This is a genomic window from Citrobacter sp. Cu233, assembly GCF_030332225.1.
Lineage (GTDB): Bacteria > Pseudomonadota > Gammaproteobacteria > Enterobacterales > Enterobacteriaceae > Citrobacter.
This window is the reverse complement of record NZ_JAOWIF010000043.1, coordinates 204,149-223,569: the sequence shown is the minus strand read 5'-3', so window position 1 is coordinate 223,569 and position 19,421 is coordinate 204,149. Positions and strand designations below refer to the sequence as shown.

The 19,421-nt window shown below is 50.5% G+C and carries 21 protein-coding genes and 1 other annotated feature (1 of these 22 cut by a window edge); of the genes, 7 read left to right on the top strand and 14 right to left on the bottom strand.

Going from position 1 to position 19,421, the window contains the following annotated elements; all coding sequences use genetic code 11:
- Positions 1 to 89: 89 nt before the first annotated feature.
- Both yciT and osmB read left to right on the top strand, forming a co-directional pair.
- Positions 90 to 842 (top strand): DNA-binding transcriptional regulator YciT, encoded by a 753-nt coding sequence (yciT, locus tag OGX95_RS21870; RefSeq protein WP_286630972.1) that lies wholly within the window; start codon positions 90 to 92, stop codon positions 840 to 842.
- Between the two features lie 266 nt (positions 843 to 1,108).
- Entirely contained in the window at positions 1,109 to 1,327 is a 219-nt protein-coding gene (gene osmB, locus OGX95_RS21865; RefSeq protein WP_003020583.1) for an osmotically-inducible lipoprotein OsmB, read from the top strand.
- A 92-nt stretch (positions 1,328 to 1,419) separates the two neighbouring features.
- On the opposite strand, the gene yciH is transcribed toward osmB, so the two are convergent.
- The 5 genes from yciH to pgpB form a co-directional block, all read right to left on the bottom strand.
- On the bottom strand, positions 1,420 to 1,746 hold the full coding sequence (yciH, locus tag OGX95_RS21860; RefSeq protein WP_048211503.1) for a stress response translation initiation inhibitor YciH: 327 nt from the start codon (positions 1,744 to 1,746) through the stop codon (positions 1,420 to 1,422).
- Positions 1,747 to 2,484 carry an orotidine-5'-phosphate decarboxylase gene (gene pyrF / locus OGX95_RS21855; RefSeq protein ID WP_286630971.1) on the bottom strand — a complete coding sequence of 246 codons (738 nt, stop codon included), beginning with the start codon at positions 2,482 to 2,484 and terminating at the stop codon, positions 1,747 to 1,749.
- A gap of 190 nt (positions 2,485 to 2,674) precedes the next feature.
- Positions 2,675 to 3,844 carry a lipopolysaccharide assembly protein LapB gene (gene lapB / locus OGX95_RS21850; RefSeq protein WP_137381724.1) on the bottom strand — a complete coding sequence of 390 codons (1,170 nt, stop codon included), beginning with the start codon at positions 3,842 to 3,844 and terminating at the stop codon, positions 2,675 to 2,677.
- Positions 3,845 to 3,850: 6 nt separating this feature from the next.
- A complete protein-coding gene (locus OGX95_RS21845; RefSeq protein ID WP_005126452.1) occupies positions 3,851 to 4,159 on the bottom strand; it encodes a LapA family protein in 309 nt (102 codons plus the stop codon).
- A gap of 155 nt (positions 4,160 to 4,314) precedes the next feature.
- The gene (pgpB, locus tag OGX95_RS21840) at positions 4,315 to 5,073 is read right to left on the bottom strand and encodes a phosphatidylglycerophosphatase B (RefSeq protein WP_286630970.1); all 759 of its coding nucleotides are present in this window, start codon (positions 5,071 to 5,073) and stop codon (positions 4,315 to 4,317) included.
- 196 nt (positions 5,074 to 5,269) lie between these two features.
- On the opposite strand from pgpB, the gene ribA reads away from it, so the two are divergent.
- Entirely contained in the window at positions 5,270 to 5,860 is a 591-nt protein-coding gene (gene ribA, locus OGX95_RS21835; RefSeq protein ID WP_005126450.1) for a GTP cyclohydrolase II, read from the top strand.
- A 54-nt stretch (positions 5,861 to 5,914) separates the two neighbouring features.
- Here ribA and acnA read toward each other — a convergent pair whose 3' ends face one another.
- From acnA to topA, 5 genes are all read right to left on the bottom strand, one after another.
- Entirely contained in the window at positions 5,915 to 8,590 is a 2,676-nt protein-coding gene (acnA, locus tag OGX95_RS21830) for an aconitate hydratase AcnA (RefSeq protein WP_286630969.1), read from the bottom strand.
- A gap of 301 nt (positions 8,591 to 8,891) precedes the next feature.
- Positions 8,892 to 9,062: a YciX family protein gene (locus OGX95_RS21825; protein ID WP_286630968.1), complete on the bottom strand. Its 171-nt coding sequence runs from the start codon at positions 9,060 to 9,062 to the stop codon at positions 8,892 to 8,894.
- Between the two features lie 3 nt (positions 9,063 to 9,065).
- Positions 9,066 to 9,227, bottom strand: a complete 162-nt coding sequence (locus tag OGX95_RS21820) for a YmiA family putative membrane protein (protein ID WP_137381720.1) — start codon at positions 9,225 to 9,227, stop codon at positions 9,066 to 9,068.
- Between the two features lie 290 nt (positions 9,228 to 9,517).
- The gene (gene cysB / locus OGX95_RS21815) at positions 9,518 to 10,492 is read right to left on the bottom strand and encodes an HTH-type transcriptional regulator CysB (protein ID WP_005126442.1); all 975 of its coding nucleotides are present in this window, start codon (positions 10,490 to 10,492) and stop codon (positions 9,518 to 9,520) included.
- A 208-nt stretch (positions 10,493 to 10,700) separates the two neighbouring features.
- Complete coding sequence (gene topA, locus OGX95_RS21810) at positions 10,701 to 13,298, bottom strand: type I DNA topoisomerase (protein WP_286630967.1); 2,598 nt, start codon at positions 13,296 to 13,298, stop codon at positions 10,701 to 10,703.
- A gap of 398 nt (positions 13,299 to 13,696) precedes the next feature.
- Here topA and OGX95_RS21805 point away from each other — a divergent pair, with 398 nt between their 5' ends.
- The gene (locus OGX95_RS21805; protein ID WP_003020616.1) at positions 13,697 to 13,948 is read left to right on the top strand and encodes a YciN family protein; all 252 of its coding nucleotides are present in this window, start codon (positions 13,697 to 13,699) and stop codon (positions 13,946 to 13,948) included.
- A gap of 51 nt (positions 13,949 to 13,999) precedes the next feature.
- On the opposite strand, the gene sohB is transcribed toward OGX95_RS21805, so the two are convergent.
- Entirely contained in the window at positions 14,000 to 15,046 is a 1,047-nt protein-coding gene (gene sohB / locus OGX95_RS21800; RefSeq protein WP_286630966.1) for a protease SohB, read from the bottom strand.
- Positions 15,047 to 15,267: 221 nt separating this feature from the next.
- On the opposite strand from sohB, the gene OGX95_RS21795 reads away from it, so the two are divergent.
- Positions 15,268 to 16,029 (top strand): YciK family oxidoreductase, encoded by a 762-nt coding sequence (locus tag OGX95_RS21795; protein WP_286630965.1) that lies wholly within the window; start codon positions 15,268 to 15,270, stop codon positions 16,027 to 16,029.
- Positions 16,026 to 16,616, top strand: a complete 591-nt coding sequence (gene cobO, locus OGX95_RS21790; protein ID WP_286630964.1) for a cob(I)yrinic acid a,c-diamide adenosyltransferase — start codon at positions 16,026 to 16,028, stop codon at positions 16,614 to 16,616. The genes OGX95_RS21795 and cobO overlap by 4 nt, the downstream gene beginning before the upstream one ends.
- A gap of 83 nt (positions 16,617 to 16,699) precedes the next feature.
- Here the strand turns inward: cobO and rluB are convergent, their stop codons facing one another.
- The 3 genes from rluB to rnm all read right to left on the bottom strand — a co-directional run bounded on the left by rluB (position 16,700) and on the right by rnm (position 19,171).
- Complete coding sequence (gene rluB / locus OGX95_RS21785) at positions 16,700 to 17,575, bottom strand: 23S rRNA pseudouridine(2605) synthase RluB (RefSeq protein WP_003020625.1); 876 nt, start codon at positions 17,573 to 17,575, stop codon at positions 16,700 to 16,702.
- Positions 17,576 to 17,675: 100 nt separating this feature from the next.
- A complete protein-coding gene (locus OGX95_RS21780; protein ID WP_003833336.1) occupies positions 17,676 to 18,296 on the bottom strand; it encodes an L-threonylcarbamoyladenylate synthase in 621 nt (206 codons plus the stop codon).
- Positions 18,293 to 19,171, bottom strand: a complete 879-nt coding sequence (rnm, locus tag OGX95_RS21775) for an RNase RNM (protein WP_286630963.1) — start codon at positions 19,169 to 19,171, stop codon at positions 18,293 to 18,295. Before rnm ends, OGX95_RS21780 begins: the two co-directional genes overlap by 4 nt.
- Before the next feature lie 135 nt (positions 19,172 to 19,306).
- On the opposite strand from rnm, the gene trpL reads away from it, so the two are divergent.
- Positions 19,307 to 19,351 carry a trp operon leader peptide gene (gene trpL, locus OGX95_RS21770; protein ID WP_212734703.1) on the top strand — a complete coding sequence of 15 codons (45 nt, stop codon included), beginning with the start codon at positions 19,307 to 19,309 and terminating at the stop codon, positions 19,349 to 19,351.
- Positions 19,328 to 19,421: a sequence feature (Trp leader region), on the top strand (it continues 1 nt past the right edge of the window). (Overlaps the previous gene by 24 nt.)

Below are 19,421 nucleotides of genomic sequence, written 5' to 3'. Positions count from 1 at the left end.
ACTCACGTTATGTCGCTGTAGCCATCAGATTTCAGATAACACAGCTACCGTTTAATTTCCGATACGATATCGCTATAAAAATTAATACTATGAATTCCCGACAACAATCTATTTTGCAGATGGTGACTGATAAAGGTCAGATGAGCGTGGCCGATCTGGCTAAAATCACCGGTGTATCCGAAGTGACGATTCGACAGGATCTGAACACACTGGAAAAACAGAGTTACTTGCGCCGTGCGCACGGTTTTGCGGTTTCACTGAACAGTGATGATGTCGAAACGCGTATGATGACCAATTTCACCCTTAAACGTGAACTGGCCGAATTTGCGGCGTCGCTGGTCAATCCAGGAGAATCCGTCTTTATTGAAAATGGCAGCAGCAATGCACTGCTGGCCAGAACGCTGGCGGAACAAAAAGATGTCACCATCATCACGGTCAGTAGCTACATCGCGCACCTGCTCAAAGAAACGCCGTGTGAAGTCATTCTCCTCGGTGGGATCTATCAGAAAAAAAGCGAAAGCATGGTCGGACCATTGACTCGCCAGTTTATTCAGCAGGTACATTTCAGTAAAGCCTTTATTGGTATTGATGGCTGGCAGGCCGATACCGGCTTCACCGGGCGTGATATGATGCGCTCTGATGTGGTTAATGCGGTTCTGGAAAAAGGCGCTGAGGTGATTGTACTCACCGATAGTTCTAAATTTGAGGCCATTCATCCCTACACGCTGGGCCCGTTGGACAGATTCAGTCGCGTAGTCACAGACTCCAGACTCAGCGCCAGTGTGCAAATGCAACTTGAACACTCGGGTTTAACCGTCAATATCATCGATGCCCACGCATAATACTTCATCAGATGATTTGTCTGCGGGCAGATCATCTTCTCTCTGAGACTTATCCGACAGTCCAATTAAGACTTTTTACCTGTCGTTAACAGGGTAAAGTCGTAGAATTAATGTTAGCGATATAACAGGAGCGAACAGTCACCTCAGGATTTGATTGTAATGCCCTGCGCTAAACGGTTTCGCGGAAATATCTTTAGCCGTCCTATTTTGGCGCTATCATTAAAGTGAACTGGATTCCGTGATTCAATAATTCAGGAGAAAGTATTATGTTAGTAACGAGCAAAAAAATGACCGCTGCCATTCTGGCGATTACACTAGCAATGTCTTTGAGTGCCTGCTCTAACTGGTCCAAACGTGACCGTAACACTGCAATCGGTGCAGGTGCAGGTGCGATAGGCGGTGCAGTCCTGACTGACGGCAGCACGCTGGGTACGCTGGGTGGTGCTGCAGTGGGTGGTATTATCGGCCACCAGGTGGGTAAATAATTTACGGTTGAACGGCTCGATATAATAATACGTTTACTTTTTCAGGTTTGTATTATTAGAAAAGCCACGGAGAATATCCGTGGCTTTTTTTATTAGCCGCCTGCCAGCTTAACTTTCATTCCTTTAGCTTCCAGCAACGATTTTATCAGGTCGCGTTTATCACCCTGAATTTCAATTACGCCGTCCTTCACTGCACCGCCACAACCACATTTTTTCTTCAGCTCTGCGGCTAATTTAACCAGCGCTGCGTCATCTTGATCAATACCGGTAATCAGGCAAACGCCCTTACCTTTACGACCGCTGGTCTGACGCTGGATGCGAACAATGCCATCGCCCTTCGGACGCTCTGCTACCACTCTGGGTTCATCAATTCGCCCGGACTCAGTTGAATAAACCAGTCGAGAGTTTGAGTCGCTCATTTATGCACCTCGATTCAGAGAGGCGTTGATCATCTTCAGCGTTTGCGCCGGATCTACCGACTGCGTGACTGGACGACCAATCACCATGTAATCCACACCAGCGGCCAGCGCCTGCTGTGGCGTCATAATACGGCGCTGGTCACCCGCTTCACTACCTTCAGGGCGAATGCCTGGCGTCACCAGCTTAAATGCCTGACCGAACACCTGCTTGAACCTCACCGCTTCATGCGCCGAGCATACTACCCCGTCCAACCCACAATTTTGCGTCAAACAAGCCAACTTTTCAGCATGCTCCGCAGGTGACAACGTCACACCAAGATCGGCAAGGTCGCTGGCTTCCATACTGGTCAGGACCGTCACTGCAATTAACAGTGGCGCATCTTTACCAAAAGGCAGTAATGCTTCGCGGGCGGCGGTCATCATTCGTGCCCCACCGGAAGCATGCACGTTTACCATCCAGACGCCAAGGTCGGCTGCTGCCGCGACGGCATGTGCTGTGGTGTTGGGAATATCATGAAATTTCAAATCCAGAAAGACGTCGAAGCCACGCTGTTGCAGATCCCGAACCAACTGAGGTCCAAAAAGTGTGAACATCTCTTTGCCCACTTTCAAACGGCAATCACGGGGATCAATTCTGTCGACAAAAGCTAACGCCTTATCAAGATTTGAGTAATCCAACGCGACAACGACGGGAGAATCAGTAGCAGCACGGGAAGAAGATGAAGCAGTAAACGTCATGACCAGACCTTCTTGATGATGGGCGCACGAACGGCGCAAAATGGGTAAACGGCGTGCATTCTACCTGTGGTAATAGAAAATTAACAGGCGCGTTTACATTTCTGCGAAGCAGATGTGGTGCAGGAGCCTGAGCGCTGGATGAAGAAAAACAAATAAGTATGTTGTAACTAAAATGAGTTTTTTTTAAAAATTAGAGCCCGTCCAGTCCACGAATGGGCTTAATGGTTGACCAGGAGCGGCACGATGGGCAGTGCCAGTACAGCGAATAAGCAGTAAACCCGCACTTCTGGCAACGATAGCGCGGCTTGCTACGCACTTGCTCACCAACCATATCGCGCAGAACCATCAGACTCTCTTTTGCACGCCCTTCTTCCGCTTCATTAAGGTGGTAATCCATCAGTTTATGGAACACGCGCATCGTCGGGTGACGTTGCAACTGACGGGTAATATAAACCTGCGCAGTATCAGTGCCCTCACGCGCCTCAAGAATATCAGCCAGCATCAACTCAGCGGCAGCACCGGTGTTTTCTTCGACCGCACGGCGTAAAAACTCCGCCCACTCATCGTTTTTACCCAGCTGTTGATAGCAGCTCTGGAGCATTTCCAGCGTTTCACTGACCAGCTCTTTATCCTGTGAGATCACGCGTTGCAGGCATTCAACGGCCTTCGCGTAATCGCCCTTCAGCATGTAAACGCGCCCCATCATAATCGAGACACGAGCACTGTTTTTGTCTGCGGCGGCGCCTTTTTTCAGCAATGCCATGGCGCGATCCATATCGTCGCTGCCCATTTGCTGCAAGGCCAGTTCACAGTAAAAATGCGCGATCTCAAGACGCTGATTATCTTTGCCGAGTTTCACCAGACGTTCTGCAACATCAATGGCTTTTTGCCATTCGCTGGTTGCCTGATAGATTTGCAACAGTTGTTGCAATGCCCCTACACGGAAATCCGTTTCATCAGTCAGCTGATTGAACATGTCTTCCGCACGGTCGTACAACCCGGCAGCCATGTAGTCACGTCCCAACTGCTGTACAGCCAACAAACGTTGCTCGTAAGTCAGCGAAGCACTTTCCATGAGGGTTTGGTGGATACGGATAGCGCGGTCGACTTCACCGCGCGAGCGGAACAGGTTTCCGAGGGTGAGATGAGCCTCAACGGTGCCGGTATCCTCTTTCAACATATCGAGGAACAGATCCACCGCTTTATCTTGTTGGTTGCTCAGGAGGAAGTTAACCCCGGCGACATAATCGCGCGAAAGACGGTTAGCTTCATCCTGCTTTGTTTGTTGCGCACTTCTGCGACCCATATACCACCCATAGGCAGCGGCTACAGGTAAAAGCAGAAACAACAACTCCAACATAAATAATTATTCCTTCACAACCGACGAGTCGGCAGTTACCGCAACGTCGGTCGCAGGCGCAAGCTGGTTTTCCAGGCGTTTAATTTTACGTTCGGCACGCGCAAGAGACACACGAACCTTCAGCCAGAAGAGGCCGCAAATTAACCAACCAATCGCAAAACCTGCAGCAAACAATACAGCAAGCAGCGTGGAGATACGATACTCACCCTGAGCTAGCAGGTAATTAAACGTAACCTGTTGATCGTTTTGCGCACCCAATGTCACCGAAATAACAAAAATCGCCAACACCAGTAAGAAAATGAGTAAATATTTCACATTACTTCCCGTTATGTGGTTTGAGCGAATAAATCGTGTACAACTTACCGCGTTAAGCCCTTTAAATTACCATTTTCACGACGAGTGCGAAACGGAAAAGCGCCCTACGCGGTATGATTTGAGGGCTAAATTTGAAAAATCAATCACGGTCTGCGTTATTGCTCACGCTGCGCTATTTCCTTTGTCTCCAGGACGGGAGGTGTTAGAGGCCCACATACTCGCTGTGCAAGCCATGTTGCCAGCGTAACCAGCAGCCACGAAATCAGCGTCGCAACAACCAAATCGCGCGGCCAGTGCATGCCCAGAAGCAAACGGCTCCCCATTACGCCAGTAGCCCAGACGAGTAAGAACACAATCGTCAGCGTGCGCCTGCGTGGCCATAACAACCCGACCCCCAGTAACGCCCAACTGGCAGCAAACACGGTATGCCCTGAAGGAAAAGCAAAACCGGTCTCTTTTTGCCAGTGCTTACGTAAAAAAGGTGGAATATCCTGCTGCCCGGACAACTGATCTTTTACTAAGTGTCCGCGGTCTTTACGTTTTAAAGTGTAGAACTCATCTACCGGAACATGGTGCGTTTTTTCCAGCCACAGAACAAATGGTCGGGGCTCCTGCACCCTCTCTTTAACCCAGGATTTCACCCCCTGGCCAATTAAGATAGCCGCCGCCAGGATCGCAAATAGCATAACCGCGGCCTTCAGACGAAATCGCAGGCACCACAAAAACCACGCACAGAGAACAACATGGGTGATAATTCCCCAGGGTTGCGTCACCGTTTCAGTTACCCAGTATAAGGATTTTAACCACCAGACATTCTGCCCAGGCTGCCAGCTCCAGCCGGATATCCATACAGAAACCGGCATAATCAGTAACAGTGCTGCACCTACAGTAGTTCGCTTGGCAATAGACAGCATTGCTTCTCCTTTCGTCGATAAGTCTCACAATCATAACTGAAAAATCCACATACCGGGAAAATTGACAATTTTGTGCCATTCGAAAATGAATGCGTTGCTGCAATTAGGTGAACACCCTTGCCTTATGGCAAAATAGAGCAATACAGAAGCCAACAGGCGACGGCACGCACAGTGCCAGCATAATCTGGAGAATTACATGCAGCTTAAACGTGTGGCAGAAGCCAAACTGCCAACCCCCTGGGGTGATTTCCTGATGGTGGGATTTGAAGAACTGGCAACCGGACACGATCATGTCGCACTGGTTTTTGGCGATATTTCAGGCCAGACGCCTGTCCTGGCACGTGTTCATTCCGAATGTCTGACCGGCGATGCGCTGTTCAGCCTGCGTTGCGATTGTGGCTTCCAGCTGGAAGCGGCGCTCACGCATATTGCTGAAGAAGGACGCGGTATTCTGCTCTACCATCGTCAGGAAGGGCGTAACATCGGCCTGCTGAATAAGATCCGCGCCTATGCGTTGCAGGATCAGGGCTATGACACCGTCGAAGCCAACCATCAGTTAGGCTTTGCGGCGGACGAGCGTGATTTCACCTTGTGTGCTGATATGTTCAAATTATTGGGCGTGGATGAAGTCCGTCTGCTGACCAATAACCCGAAGAAAGTGGAAATTCTGACAGAAGCTGGGATCAATATTGTGGAGCGTGTGCCACTAATTGTTGGCCGTAACCCGAAGAATGAACACTATCTGGATACCAAAGCCGCTAAAATGGGGCATCTGCTAAGCGAGTGACACTCTCGCTTGCTGACGATGCAAAAAGCCTGCTTACGCAGGCTTTTTTATAATTTAATTCAACATATTACGAATAACATAGTGCAAAATACCATCGTTTTGATAATAGGTCAGTTCTGTCGCGGTATCAATACGGCAGCGACACGAAATCACCTCTTTGCGACCATCCGCACGGACCATATTCACCGGAATGGTCGCTCCGGGTTTAATATTTTGTAAGTCCGTAATATCAATGAGTTCCTCTCCGGTTAAGCCCAAGGTTTTACGTGTAACCCCCTGCGGAAACTCCAGAGGCAGGATCCCCATGCCAATGAGGTTAGAACGGTGAATTCGCTCAAAGGACTCGGCGATCACTACGCGAATACCCAACAAACGCGGGCCTTTCGCAGCCCAGTCCCGACTGGAACCCGACCCATACTCCTTACCGGCAACAATCGCCAGCGGGGTCTTCTCTTGCTGATATTGCATGGCGGCGTCATAGATAGCCATCACTTCTGTACCTGGCAAATGACGCGTCATCCCCCCTTCCACACCCGGTACCATTTCGTTACGGATACGGATATTGGCAAACGTACCACGCATCATTACTTCGTGGTTTCCGCGGCGAGAACCGTAGGAGTTAAAATCTTTACGCTCGACACCGTGGTTTTGCAAATAACGCCCGGCCGGGCTATCTGGCTTGATGCTCCCCGCAGGAGAAATATGATCGGTGGTGACGGAATCGCCCAGCATCGCCAGGATACGTGCACCATGGATATCCTGCACCGGGTCCGGCTTCGCCTGCATACCATCAAAGAACGGTGATAACCGGATGTAGGTTGAGTCCGATTGCCAGCCATAGGTATCTGCACGATCAACATTAATCAACTTCCATTCCGGCGTGCCTTCGAACACCTCGGCATACTCTTTATGGAACATCTCAGTAGAGACCTGTTCTACAGCACGGGCGATTTCCTGCGCACTCGGCCAGATATCTTTCAGATAGACAGGATCGCCTTTTCTGTCATGACCCAGCGGCTCTCTCGTCAGATCAATGTTCATATTCCCGGCCAGCGCATAAGCCACCACCAGCGGCGGAGAAGCCAGCCAGTTTGTTTTCACCAGCGGGTGGATACGCCCTTCAAAGTTACGGTTGCCGGAAAGCACCGCCCCTACCGTCAGATCACCTTTTTTAATCGCCGTTTCAATCGGGTCAGGTAACGGGCCAGAGTTGCCGATACAGGTCGTACAGCCATAACCAACAAGGTTAAAACCCAGCTCATCAAGGTACGGGGTCAGTTTTGCCTGCGCCAGGTAATCAGAAACGACTTTTGACCCCGGTGCCAGCGACGCTTTCACCCACGGCTGGCGCTTCAGACCAAGCGTGACCGCTTTTTTCGCCAGCAATCCAGCCGCCATCAGAACGCTGGGATTCGACGTGTTGGTACATGACGTGATCGCTGCAATCACTACGGCACCATCCGGTAGCTGATATTGATGACCGCTCATTACATAGCCGACCGGCTGACGATCTTTTTGCGAGCTATTCACTTCAAGTTCATTACTCGCCGCGAATGCTTTCGGTACATCACCCAATGCAACACGATCCTGTGGGCGCTTCGGCCCGGCCAGGCTGGCTTCCACAGTGCCCATGTCCAGCTCCAGTGAACTGGTAAACACAGGCTCATCACCTGGGTTACGCCACATCCCCTGTGCCTTAGCATAAGCACCGACTAATTCAACCTGCTCTTCACTACGCCCGCTCAGACGCATGTACTCAAGCGTTACCCCGTCAATCGGGAAAAAACCGCAGGTTGCGCCGTATTCCGGCGACATGTTAGCAATGGTCGCCCGGTCAGCGAGCGGCAGGCTGTCCAGTCCATCGCCATAAAACTCAACAAACTTACCGACCACACCGTGTTTACGCAGCATCTGAGTGACGGTCAGTACCAGATCGGTAGCGGTGATCCCTTCACGAAGTTTACCAACGAGTTTGAAGCCCACGACATCCGGAATCAGCATTGAAACCGGTTGCCCCAGCATGGCGGCCTCTGCTTCAATCCCTCCCACACCCCAGCCCAGCACGCCGAGCCCATTAATCATCGTGGTATGGGAATCGGTACCGACCAGCGTGTCGGGGTAAGCAATCCACTCGCCGTTTTGCAACTCACTCCACACCGCTTTGCCCAGGTATTCGAGGTTTACCTGGTGGCAAATTCCTGTTCCCGGTGGAACGACACTGAATCGGCTAAACGCCTGCTGCCCCCATTTAAGGAACACATAGCGCTCATGGTTGCGCTCCATTTCCAGTCGAACGTTCTCTTCAAAAGCATCATCGTCACCAAAACGATCGACCGTAACGGAGTGATCAATAACCAGATCAACAGGTGAAAGCGGGTTCACTTTTGCTGTATCCCCACCAAGGCGTTTAACCGCTTCGCGCATGGCAGCCAGATCGACCACCGCCGGAACACCGGTAAAGTCCTGCATGAGAACGCGAGCGGGTCGGTAGGCAATTTCGCGATCGGCATGAGCTGTATTCAGCCATTGCGCCAGAGCATGAATATCTTCTTCGGTAACAGAATCACCGTCCTGCCAGCGAAGCAGGTTTTCCAGCAATACTTTTAGTGATTTAGGCAAGCGGGTGATATCACCCAGTGATTTGGCAGCCAGGGGCAAACTGTAGTAGCGGTAGGTTTTATCTTTAACCTGCAATGTGTCCTTACTGGCTTCTCGTAGGGTAGACGACATAGCTCCTCCTTAAATGACAGGGTTGGATCCCCTGACTCTCCTCAGGGTTAGTATTAAAGATAACACAAACAAAATGTAACGCTTTGATAACAACTCAAATTGATAAAAGAGGAGTACGACAAAAAGGTAACGAACGATGCATGTGGCGGGGAATAAGATTGAAGTACGGTAAATGAACAGACCCAATACATCGATGCAACCGACAATACGCTGTTTAGATGGCTTACCACGATTGCGATGTGATTATTCATACTGAATTACATAAGCATGCTAATACTTATTATTATAAAAAACGTATTGCTTATTGTTCTTGCTTATCATCTTCAATAAACAGATCAATAAATGCCCGTTGTTCAGGTGAAAGAGCCCACGAAGCGGGAATATCCTGCTTATTTTCTACAACGTTTTCATTCGCTTGCTCATTATCATGATGAGCAGGTGTAACAGTGGACTGTTGTTCCTGTGTGGACATCAATTACCCCCACACTTTCCAGACTACCAGAGCAACCACGATCCAGAACACGGCGGAGCCCAGAAACACGGTGAACCATGCTTTACGTTTCATCGCGGGATCTCTGCGCGCAGGCTGGTTTCCAGAAGGCATTGCTAACCTCATACTATCGAAATCACTTATCATTTAGGCACCAAACAATCGGTACAATTAATCATCAGATAAGAGGAATCCTAATAAAAACATCCTGAAAAAGCCAGATAATTTTCGAACCCAGCTTTATAAATAACTTAATTGTTTGATCGGTTATAAATATTTGAAAGGAATTTTGGCAGACTTACTCATTTGCAACGACTTTGGAGAATATTTTCCATAAATAATATAAGGATAATAGACAAATAATAAATCATGAATACATTCAATCGCCCCGCTGGTATGGCTGGAGAACCAGGATACCAACGAGGCAACTTGCGTTATTATTTCTCTGGCAATTTAATATCTTTGAACATAGCTTCAATGTCATCGTTGGAACGCAACGCCACCGCCGTATCCACTACATCGCGTGTCAGATGCGGTGCGAAACGCTGAATAAAATCATACATGTAGCTGCGTAAAAACGTGCTGCGACGAAAACCAATTTTAGTGGTGCTGTGACTGAAAATATCATGAGCATCAACACGCACCAGATCCGGATCAGAAATAGGATCCACTGCCATGCTGGCAATCACGCCGACACCCAGCCCCAGTCGGACATAGGTTTTTATCACATCAGCATCGGTTGCCGTAAAAACAATACGCGGCTCAAGACCCGCACGATTAAACGCGGTATCCAGTTCTGAGCGGCCCGTAAAACCAAAGGTGTAAGTCACCAACGGATATTGCGCCAGCTCTTCAATGGATACGGATGCTTTACCCGCCAACGGATGGTCTGGTGTAACAACAATCGAACGGTTCCAGTGATAGCATGGCAGCATCACCAGATCATCGTACAGATGCAGTGCTTCCGTCGCGATGGCAAAATCAGCATTCCCTTTCGAAACAGCCTCGGCAATTTGCGTCGGCGATCCCTGATGCATATGCAACGAAACGCGAGGATAACGCTCAATAAAACCTTTAATCACGTTGGGCAGCGCGTAACGCGCCTGTGTGTGCGTGGTAGCAATATACAACGAACCTTTGTCGGGCCAGGTATGTTCGCCAGCAACCGACTTAATGGCATCCACTTTAGACAAGACTTCGCGGGCAATACGAATCACTTCCTGCCCTGCCGGCGTCACCTGCGTCAGGTGCTTGCCGCTACGGGCAAAAATCTGGATGCCAAGCTCATCTTCCAGCATACGAACTTGCTTACTGATCCCTGGCTGGGAGGTATAGAGTCCTTCGGCCGTTGAGGAGACATTAAGGTTGTGGTTTACCACCTCAACGATATAGCGAAGCTGCTGTAATTTCATGTTAAGCCATCCAGAATTGTGCCATCAGAACATCGTTTAAAAGCAGGCTCACACGTGCTGCTAATACGATTTAATAATAAAAAGCCTGTCAACTATAACCACTATATCATTTATATGTACGCTGTATAGGTATGACAAAAAATAATACGTCGCAAACAAAAAGGGCCGCTTACGCGACCCTTTGAGGAGAAATTCAGCCAGAACGCTGTTATTTCTTACCTTCTACCCATTTACCGTCAACAAAAAATGCAGACCACCCGGTTGCTTTACCGTCTTTTTCCGCAGCGACATATTGCTGCTTAGTTTTACGGCTAAAACGAACCATCGACTTATTACCCTCGGGGTCCGTCTGCGGCGCATCGGCCAGGTAACGCAGTTTTTCCGGCAGACGATCGCGGAAGCGATACAACTCTTCCACTAATGGCGCACGGGTCTCACGTGATTTCGGGAAGGTGTTAGCGGCAAGGAAAATACCTGCTGCACCGTCACGCAACACGAAATACGCGTCCGATTTTTCACACGGCAGTTCCGGCAACGGAACAGGATCTTCTTTCGGCGGAGCCACTTCGCCGTTACGCAGGATCTTACGGGTATTTTTACACTCGTCGTTAGTACATGCCATGTATTTACCGAAACGCCCCATTTTCAGGTGCATTTCAGAACCACATTTCTCGCACTCAACGATAGGACCGTCATAACCCTTAATGCGGAACTCGCCCTCTTCGATCTCGTATCCATCGCAGGTCGGGTTGTTACCACAGACATGCAGCTTACGTTTTGGATCGATGAGATAGCTGTCCATCGCCGTACCACACTTCTGGCAGCGACGCTTCGCGCGCAAGGCGTTAGTTTCAGCGTCATCCCCTTCCAGTACGTTCAGGACTTCATTCTCCGGCACCAGGTTAATCGTGGTTTTGCAACGCTCTTTCGGTGAAAGCGCATAGCCGGAACACCCAAGGAATACACCGGTGCTGGCGGTACGGATACCCATCTTACGCCCACATGTCGGACAATCAATGCTGGTCAGTACCATCTGGTTCGGGCGCATGCCGCCTTCTTCGGGATCTTTCTCGGCTTTATCCAACTGCTGAGTAAAATCACTGAAGAAGTTGTCGAGCACACCTTTCCACTCGGCTTCGTGGTTCGCCACCTGGTCAAGGCTGTCTTCCATCTGCGCGGTGAAATCGTAGTTCATCAATTCGCGGAAGTTTTCTTCCAGACGATCGGTGACAATTTCACCCATTTTTTCAGCGTAGAAGCGACGGTTCTCAACGCGAACGTAGCCGCGATCCTGAATTGTAGAGATGATCGAGGCATACGTTGATGGACGACCAATACCCCGTTTCTCAAGTTCTTTAACCAACGAGGCTTCACTGAAGCGCGCAGGTGGCTTGGTAAAGTGTTGAGCGGGTGTCAACTCGACAAGCGTCAGTAAATCACCTTTATCCACGGCCGGTAAGATGCGATCTTCATCACCTTTACGCAGTGCAGGCATCACTTTTGTCCAGCCATCGAAACGCAGAATACGACCACGTGCTTTCAGGCGAAAATCACCCGCGCCCACGGTTAACGTAGTGGAGTCGTATTTCGCTGGCGTCATCTGACAGGCAACAAACTGGCGCCAAATCAGTTGATACAGTTTTTGGGCATCGGCTTCCATATCTTTCAGCGATTCCGCCTGAACAGCGACATCAGAAGGACGGATAGCTTCGTGCGCTTCCTGCGAATTCTCTTTGCTGGCATACTGGTTTGCGCTTTCTGGCAGATACTTCTTGCCAAAATTATCGCTAATATAATCACGGACCATCGCCACAGCATCCTGACTCAGGTTGGTGGAGTCAGTACGCATATAAGTGATATAACCCGCTTCATACAAGCGCTGTGCCATCATCATGGTTTTCTTCACGCCAAAGCCCAGACGCGTGCTGGCAGCCTGCTGTAACGTGGAAGTGATAAAGGGGGCACCCGGCTTGCTGCTGGTTGGCTTATCTTCGCGTTCCAGAACGCTATAACGTGCTTTTTCCAGCAGGCTTACTGCCGCGAGTGTTTGCTCGCGATTAACCGGACGGAACGGTTTATCGTTCTGGTGAGTGACCTCCAGCGGCAATGCTTCACCGGCAGGTGTCGTGGTATTGGCATCGATCTCCCAGAACTCTTCGGGTACGAATGCTTTAATTTCACGCTCACGCTCAACAACCAGACGCACAGCTACTGACTGTACTCGACCGGCAGACAGGCCACGGGCAATTTTTTTCCACAGCAGCGGCGACACCATATAGCCGACAACGCGGTCCATAAAGCGACGAGCCTGTTGTGCATTAACGCGGTCGATGTTCAGCTCGCCCGGTTTTTCAAACGCCTGACGAATAGCGTTTTTAGTAATTTCGTTAAACACCACGCGGCTGTAGCGGGTGTCGTCGCCACCGATAACTTCCCGCAGGTGCCAGGCAATGGCTTCCCCTTCGCGGTCAAGGTCGGTTGCGAGATAGATGTGGTCGGCTTTTTCAGCCAGTTGTTTCAGTTCAGAGACAACTTTCTCTTTACCAGGCAGCACTTCATAGCGCGCATCCCAGTTGTGCCACGGGTCAACGCCCATGCGGTTGACGAGAGCGCCACGTTCATCCTTTTTGGGCTTTTTAGCCGTTTTGGTGGAGGTTGAGTCGGCGCTCTTTTTAGTTGCTGAGCCGCTGGTCGGCAAATCACGGATATGACCGACGCTGGATTTCACCACGTAGTCATTACCCAGATACTTGTTGATCGTTTTGGCTTTTGCCGGGGACTCAACGATGACAAGAGCTTTACCCATATTCACCTTTACCTAATTTGATTCTTCCAGAATGCGTCGCACGTTGATTCACCTTCCACTGGCGACGAGACATCGATATGGTCTCTGTGTCGGCGGATATCAACCCCTTAAACTGATTCGCGCTTGTAATGTAACTCTCATGTAACTGAGTTAACAGGCTTTTTCGCACGCAAACGCTATAGCGCGACGGAGTATTGGTCGAATGTCAAGCAAATCTGTTGCCAGATTGACGAAAGCGTCACACTGTACCTGATAAAATGCGTTACGCAACTTTATTAGCATGCAAAAACAAATCTCGCCAGTCAGCCCCCTGTCGTATAACCTTCGTTTGTGTCAGGGAATATTTGCCCATAAGCCGGGCTCGGCGTAGACTAATGTCCTTGTTTAAGGAGTAAATAATGCATAAAGACACTCAACCCATCGATCGCGAAACACTGCTGATTGAAGCCAACAAAATCATTCGTGAGCATGAGGACACGCTGGCGGGGATTGTCGCCACCGGCGTAACGCAGCGAAATGGCGTGCTGGTTTTCAGCGGAGATTACTTTTTAGACGAGCAAGGGCTACCAACGCCCAAAAGCACTGCGGTGTTTAATATGTTTAAACACCTGGCACATGTGCTTTCTGAAAAGTACCACTTGATCGATTAACGCGAGAAATGATTTGTCGGATGGCGGCGCCGCCATCCGGCAATTGCAATTTTACATCAGGGGCTTCTGTCCCCGCTGCCACCAGCGCATAAGTAAGCGGTCTGCACTTTCTGCCGCGCTGCCAGTGAAACGGTCCATCAGTTTTTTGCGCTGCATATAGCGGACGTTCAGCACCTCACGGTCATCCATCAACCCCAGAATCACTTCGTCACTGGTATTGATCTCATCGACCAACCCATTTGCCAGCGCCTGTTGACCGAACCAGTGTTCACCTGTAGCAACCTGTTCGATGTCCAGAGCTGGACGCATACGCTGCACAAAATCTTTAAACAGATGATGGGTTTCATTCAAATCTTCACGGAATTTCTGTCGCCCTTCTTCCGTATTTTCACCAAGCAGTGTCAGCGTACGTTTGTACTGCCCAGCCGTGTGCAGCTCGATATCAATATCCTTGCCTTTCAGAAAACGGTTGAAGTTCGGGATCTGCGCCACCACGCCAATCGAGCCCACAATGGCAAACGGCGCTGAGACAATTTTATCCGCGACACAGGCCATCATATATCCGCCGCTCGCAGCGACTTTATCCACCGTTACCGTCAAGGGAATCGCCTTATCACGCAGGCGTTGCAACTGCGAGGCCGCCAGTCCATAACCATGTACCACACCACCGGGGCTTTCCAGACGCACAACCACCTGATCCTGCGGTTTTACCACCGCCAGTACCGCCGTGATCTCTTCCCGTAATGCGCTGACCTCGTGGGCATCCATACTACCCTTAAAATCGAGCACCCAGACGCGAGGTTTGTCTGATGACGAACTGTCCCCCTGTTTTGCTTTGGCTTTGGCGGTTTTGGCCTCTAGCTTGTGCTTCTTTTTCTGCGCTTTATGCCATAACTTCTGCTGATGACTATCCAACAATGCCATCGACAGATCTTCCTTCATCTCTTTATATTGATCGCTAAGATTAATAACGCGTAGTTCACCACGCTGACGCTTACGTTGTGTCGCGTTTACAATCAGCATGACAATCACCGCAATAGCCACCACAACAGTGACAATTTTTGCCAAAAACAGCCCATATTCAGACAACAATTCCACGAGACCCACCTTGGTTAAACAACGCTACTTTCGCTCAGTGTACAACAGGCGTGTAAACCCGTCTTGCTTCATCCATCCGATGCTGAATCGGCAAAAAGCATGACAAAGTGTTCATTTTGCGGTGTTATTACCTTTGGCTGATTGAAATACACCAGTGTTTAAGGCATAAAGCCGAAAAGTTATCGCGAACGAGATGGCCAAAGCGTCGCCGAGGAGTAGCCGTGCATTACCAACCTAAACAAGACCTGTTACAGGATCGCATTATTCTGGTCACCGGTGCCAGTGATGGCATCGGGCGTGAAGCCGCGCTTACCTATGCACGCTACGGTGCGACCGTTATCCTGCTTGGACGTAATGAAGAAAAATTGCGTCAGGTTGCCCGCACCGTCGCCGATGAAAACGGAACACAGCCACAATGGTTTACACTGGATCTGCTGACCTGTACCTCTGAAGAGTGTCACCAGTTGGCGCAACGCCTCGCCGCACATTATCCACGTCTGGATGGGGTGCTGCATAACGCCGGACTGCTGGGCGATATCTGCCCGATGAGCGAACAAAATCCGCAGGTATGGCAGGATGTCATGCAGGTCAATGTCAACGCGACGTTTATGTTGACTCAGGCATTGCTGCCGCTGTTACTCAAATCAGATTCAGGATCGCTGGTCTTTACCTCCTCAAGCGTCGGTCGTCAGGGACGGGCTAACTGGGGAGCTTATGCCACCTCCAAGTTTGCCACCGAAGGGATGATGCAGGTACTGGCAGACGAATACCAGAATCGCCATCTGCGCGTAAATTGCATTAATCCAGGCGGCACGCGTACCGGCATGCGTGCCAGCGCATTCCCGACGGAAGATCCGCAAAAACTCAAAACCCCCGCCGACATTATGCCGCTTTACCTGTGGCTGATGGGCGATGACAGCCGCCGTAAAACCGGTATGACTTTTGATGCCCAGCCGGGCCGTAAACCAGGAATTGCCCAATGAGTGAAGAACGCTATCAGCAGCGCCAACAGCGCGTAAAAGACCGGGTTGACGCGCGTGTTGCGGCCGCCAGGGACGAGCGCGGAATTATCATCGTGTTTACCGGTAATGGTAAAGGTAAAACTACCGCTGCGTTTGGTACAGCAACTCGCGCAGTGGGCCACGGTAAAAAAGTCGGTGTAGTGCAGTTCATTAAAGGTACATGGCCAAACGGCGAAAGAAATCTGCTCGAACCTCATGGTGTAGAGTTTCAGGTGATGGCGACCGGGTTTACCTGGGAAACACAAAATCGTGAAGCTGACACTGCCGCCTGTCTGGCCGTATGGGAACACGGTAAGCGAATGCTGGCCGATCCTGAGCTGGATATGGTTGTGCTGGATGAACTGACGTATATGGTGGCCTACGACTACCTACCGCTTGAAGAGGTGATCAACGCTTTAAACGCGCGCCCGGCCCAGCAGACAGTCATTATTACGGGTCGTGGATGCCATCGCGATATTCTGGAGTTAGCCGACACGGTCAGCGAGTTGCGTCCGGTCAAGCATGCTTTTGAAGCGGGCATTAAAGCCCAAATGGGGATTGATTACTAACAGCAGGCCGGATAAGGCGCTTGCGCCGCATCCGGCTCCACGCTAACGCCTGATGGCGCTTTGCTTATCAGGCCTGCTCATGATTAACCGTTGTTGCTGCGTCCACCCGGGCGACGGCTGCTGCCGACCTGAGAGTGACGTTTCACCGCACGGCGGATCTGATTCGCTTTCATACGACGACGGTCTTTCTCGACAGCGACTTTAGACGTGGTTTCCGGTTTCAACTCCACCAGTTCACGCAGATAGTTAGTCTGTGCAAGATCAAGCTCTGTCCAGCCACCACGCGGCAGGCCTTTCGGCAATGGAATATCGCCATAACGTACACGGATAAGACGACTTACCTGCACGCCTACCGCTTCCCACAGACGACGAACCTCGCGGTTGCGGCCTTCAGTCAGCGTGACGTTATACCACTGGTTAATCCCTTCACCACCGCTGAACTTGATGGTTTTAAACGCAGCCGGACCATCTTCCAGCTGTACGCCACGGCTCAGATCACGCAGTTTAGCATCGTCAACCTGACCGAACACACGCACCGCGTATTCGCGTTCAACTTCACGGCTCGGGTGCATCAGACGGTTCGCCAGTTCACCATCAGTAGTAAACAGCAGCAGACCACAGGTATTGACGTCCAGACGACCTACGGCAATCCAGCGCGCGTCACGCAGCTTTGGCAAGCGGTCAAAAACGGTTGGACGACCTTCCGGGTCGTTACGGGTACACAGTTCACCTTCCGGCTTGTAATAGGCCAGAACGCGGCAGATTTGTTCTGCAGATTCTTTTACCGAAATCAGATGACCGTCGATACGGATTTTCAGACCCGGCGTCACTTCAACGCGATCGCCAAGCGTGGCAATTTTGCCATCAACGCTCACACGACCTGCTGCAATAATGGATTCAATTTCACGGCGAGAACCGTGGCCAGCACGCGCCAGCACTTTTTGTAACTTTTCGCTCATAGAGCTTCCTTTAGGTGTCGCCTTCACAGGCGTCGAACAGGAGAATCAACGGCGCCAGTCAGCGCCATTTTAAGGCCGCGTAGTATACCGAGTTGCGCCCTTATAAGAAAGGTTTAACGTCACCAACGCCTTCGCGCAATACCACCGGAGAATCATCGGTTAAATCGATGACCGTCGTCGGTTGTTGACCAAGGTAACCGCCGTGGATGATCAGATCGACCAGCTTCTCCAGACGATCTTTGATCTCTTCGGGATCGGACTCGGTAAATTCACTGCCCGGCAGCATCAGCGAGGTGGAGAGCATAGGTTCGCCAAGCGCTTCCAGCAATGCCAGCGCAATCGGATTGGACGGTACGCGAAGACCAATGGTTTTACGTTTTTCCTGCAGCAGTCGGCGCGGCACTTCTTTCGTCCCTTTCAGGATAAAAGTATAGTTGCCTGGCGTATTGTTTTTAATTAAACGAAAGGCCACGTTGTCGACAAATGAATAGGTAGACAGCTCTGACAAATCGCGGCACATCAGCGTAAAGTTGTGGCCATCCGGCAGATGACGGATACGACAAATACGCTCCATCGCGCCTTTATCTTCAATTTTGCAACCCAACGCATAGCCGGAGTCGGTTGGATAGACAATCACCCCACCTTTACGCACAATTTCAACGGCCTGATTGATCAACCGCTGCTGTGGGTTTTCGGGATGAATATAAAAAAACTGGCTCATACTTTCCTCTCTGTGATCTCGGGCTGTTCCCAAAGCTGCCACACACCTTCGACGCCGGCAGGTAACCAAAGTTTACGACCCAGCTCAATCCACGGACACGGCTGATGAAAATCAGACCCTTGCGATGCCCACAACTGATGCTGGCGCGCAAGCGTCGCCAGATGGGTGCGTTCATTGGGAGACTGCTGGCACTGTGCCACTTCCATCGCGTCACCGTGATGTTCAGCAAAATGTGCAACCAGTCTTTTCAGCCACTTAGCGCTAAGATCGTACCGCCCAGGATGAGCCAGAACTGCCTTACCGCCAGAATGATGAATGACATCAATAGCTTGTTCTATTGTACACCACTGTGGCGGAACATAACCGGTTTTCCCACGGGCAAGATATTTTTTAAAGACATCCGCCATAGTGCTGGCTTTTCCGCTTTCAACCAGAAAGCGCGCAAAATGACCCCGCGTGACGGCCCCGCCGTCAGCCAAACGCAACGCCCCTTCCCACGCCCCCGGAATATGCGCTTTGTCCAGCCGTTCTGCAATCAGTTGCGCGCGCTGCTGGCGGCGTTCCGTTTGCTGTGCCAAAAACGCACACATCACAGGATGTGCGGTATCAATATTCAGACCCACAATATGGATCTCATGGTTTTCCCAGACCGTGGAAATTTCAACGCCGGCTATCAAATTCAACGCTAAACCTGAACGTGAAATTTCTTCTCTTGCCGCCGGAATTGCTGCCGTGGTGTCATGATCGGTAATCGCCAGTGTTCCGACTCGCATCTCTACCGCACGATGTACTAAGGCCTCTGGCGTCAACCGTCCGTCGGACGCCGTTGTATGACTGTGCAGGTCGTAAATCACTGCGTAATTCGTGTCGCTCAAGGCGGCTCCCGTTTCAATAAATGTCGTATCGCGATCATCATAGCGGTTTCGACAAATTAACTGAAATCAGGTGTTGACTTTACTCCATCGAACTAGTTAACTAGTACGCAAGTTCACATGAAGAAGGTATCTGAGATGAAAGCACGCTTTGTTCTGCACGGTTGGTGGCGCACTTCCTGATTTCGGGCAGTGTCTCACGTCTGCAATATGCAACCAGATACCCGGCCCGCCAACTGAGCGGGCTTTTTTT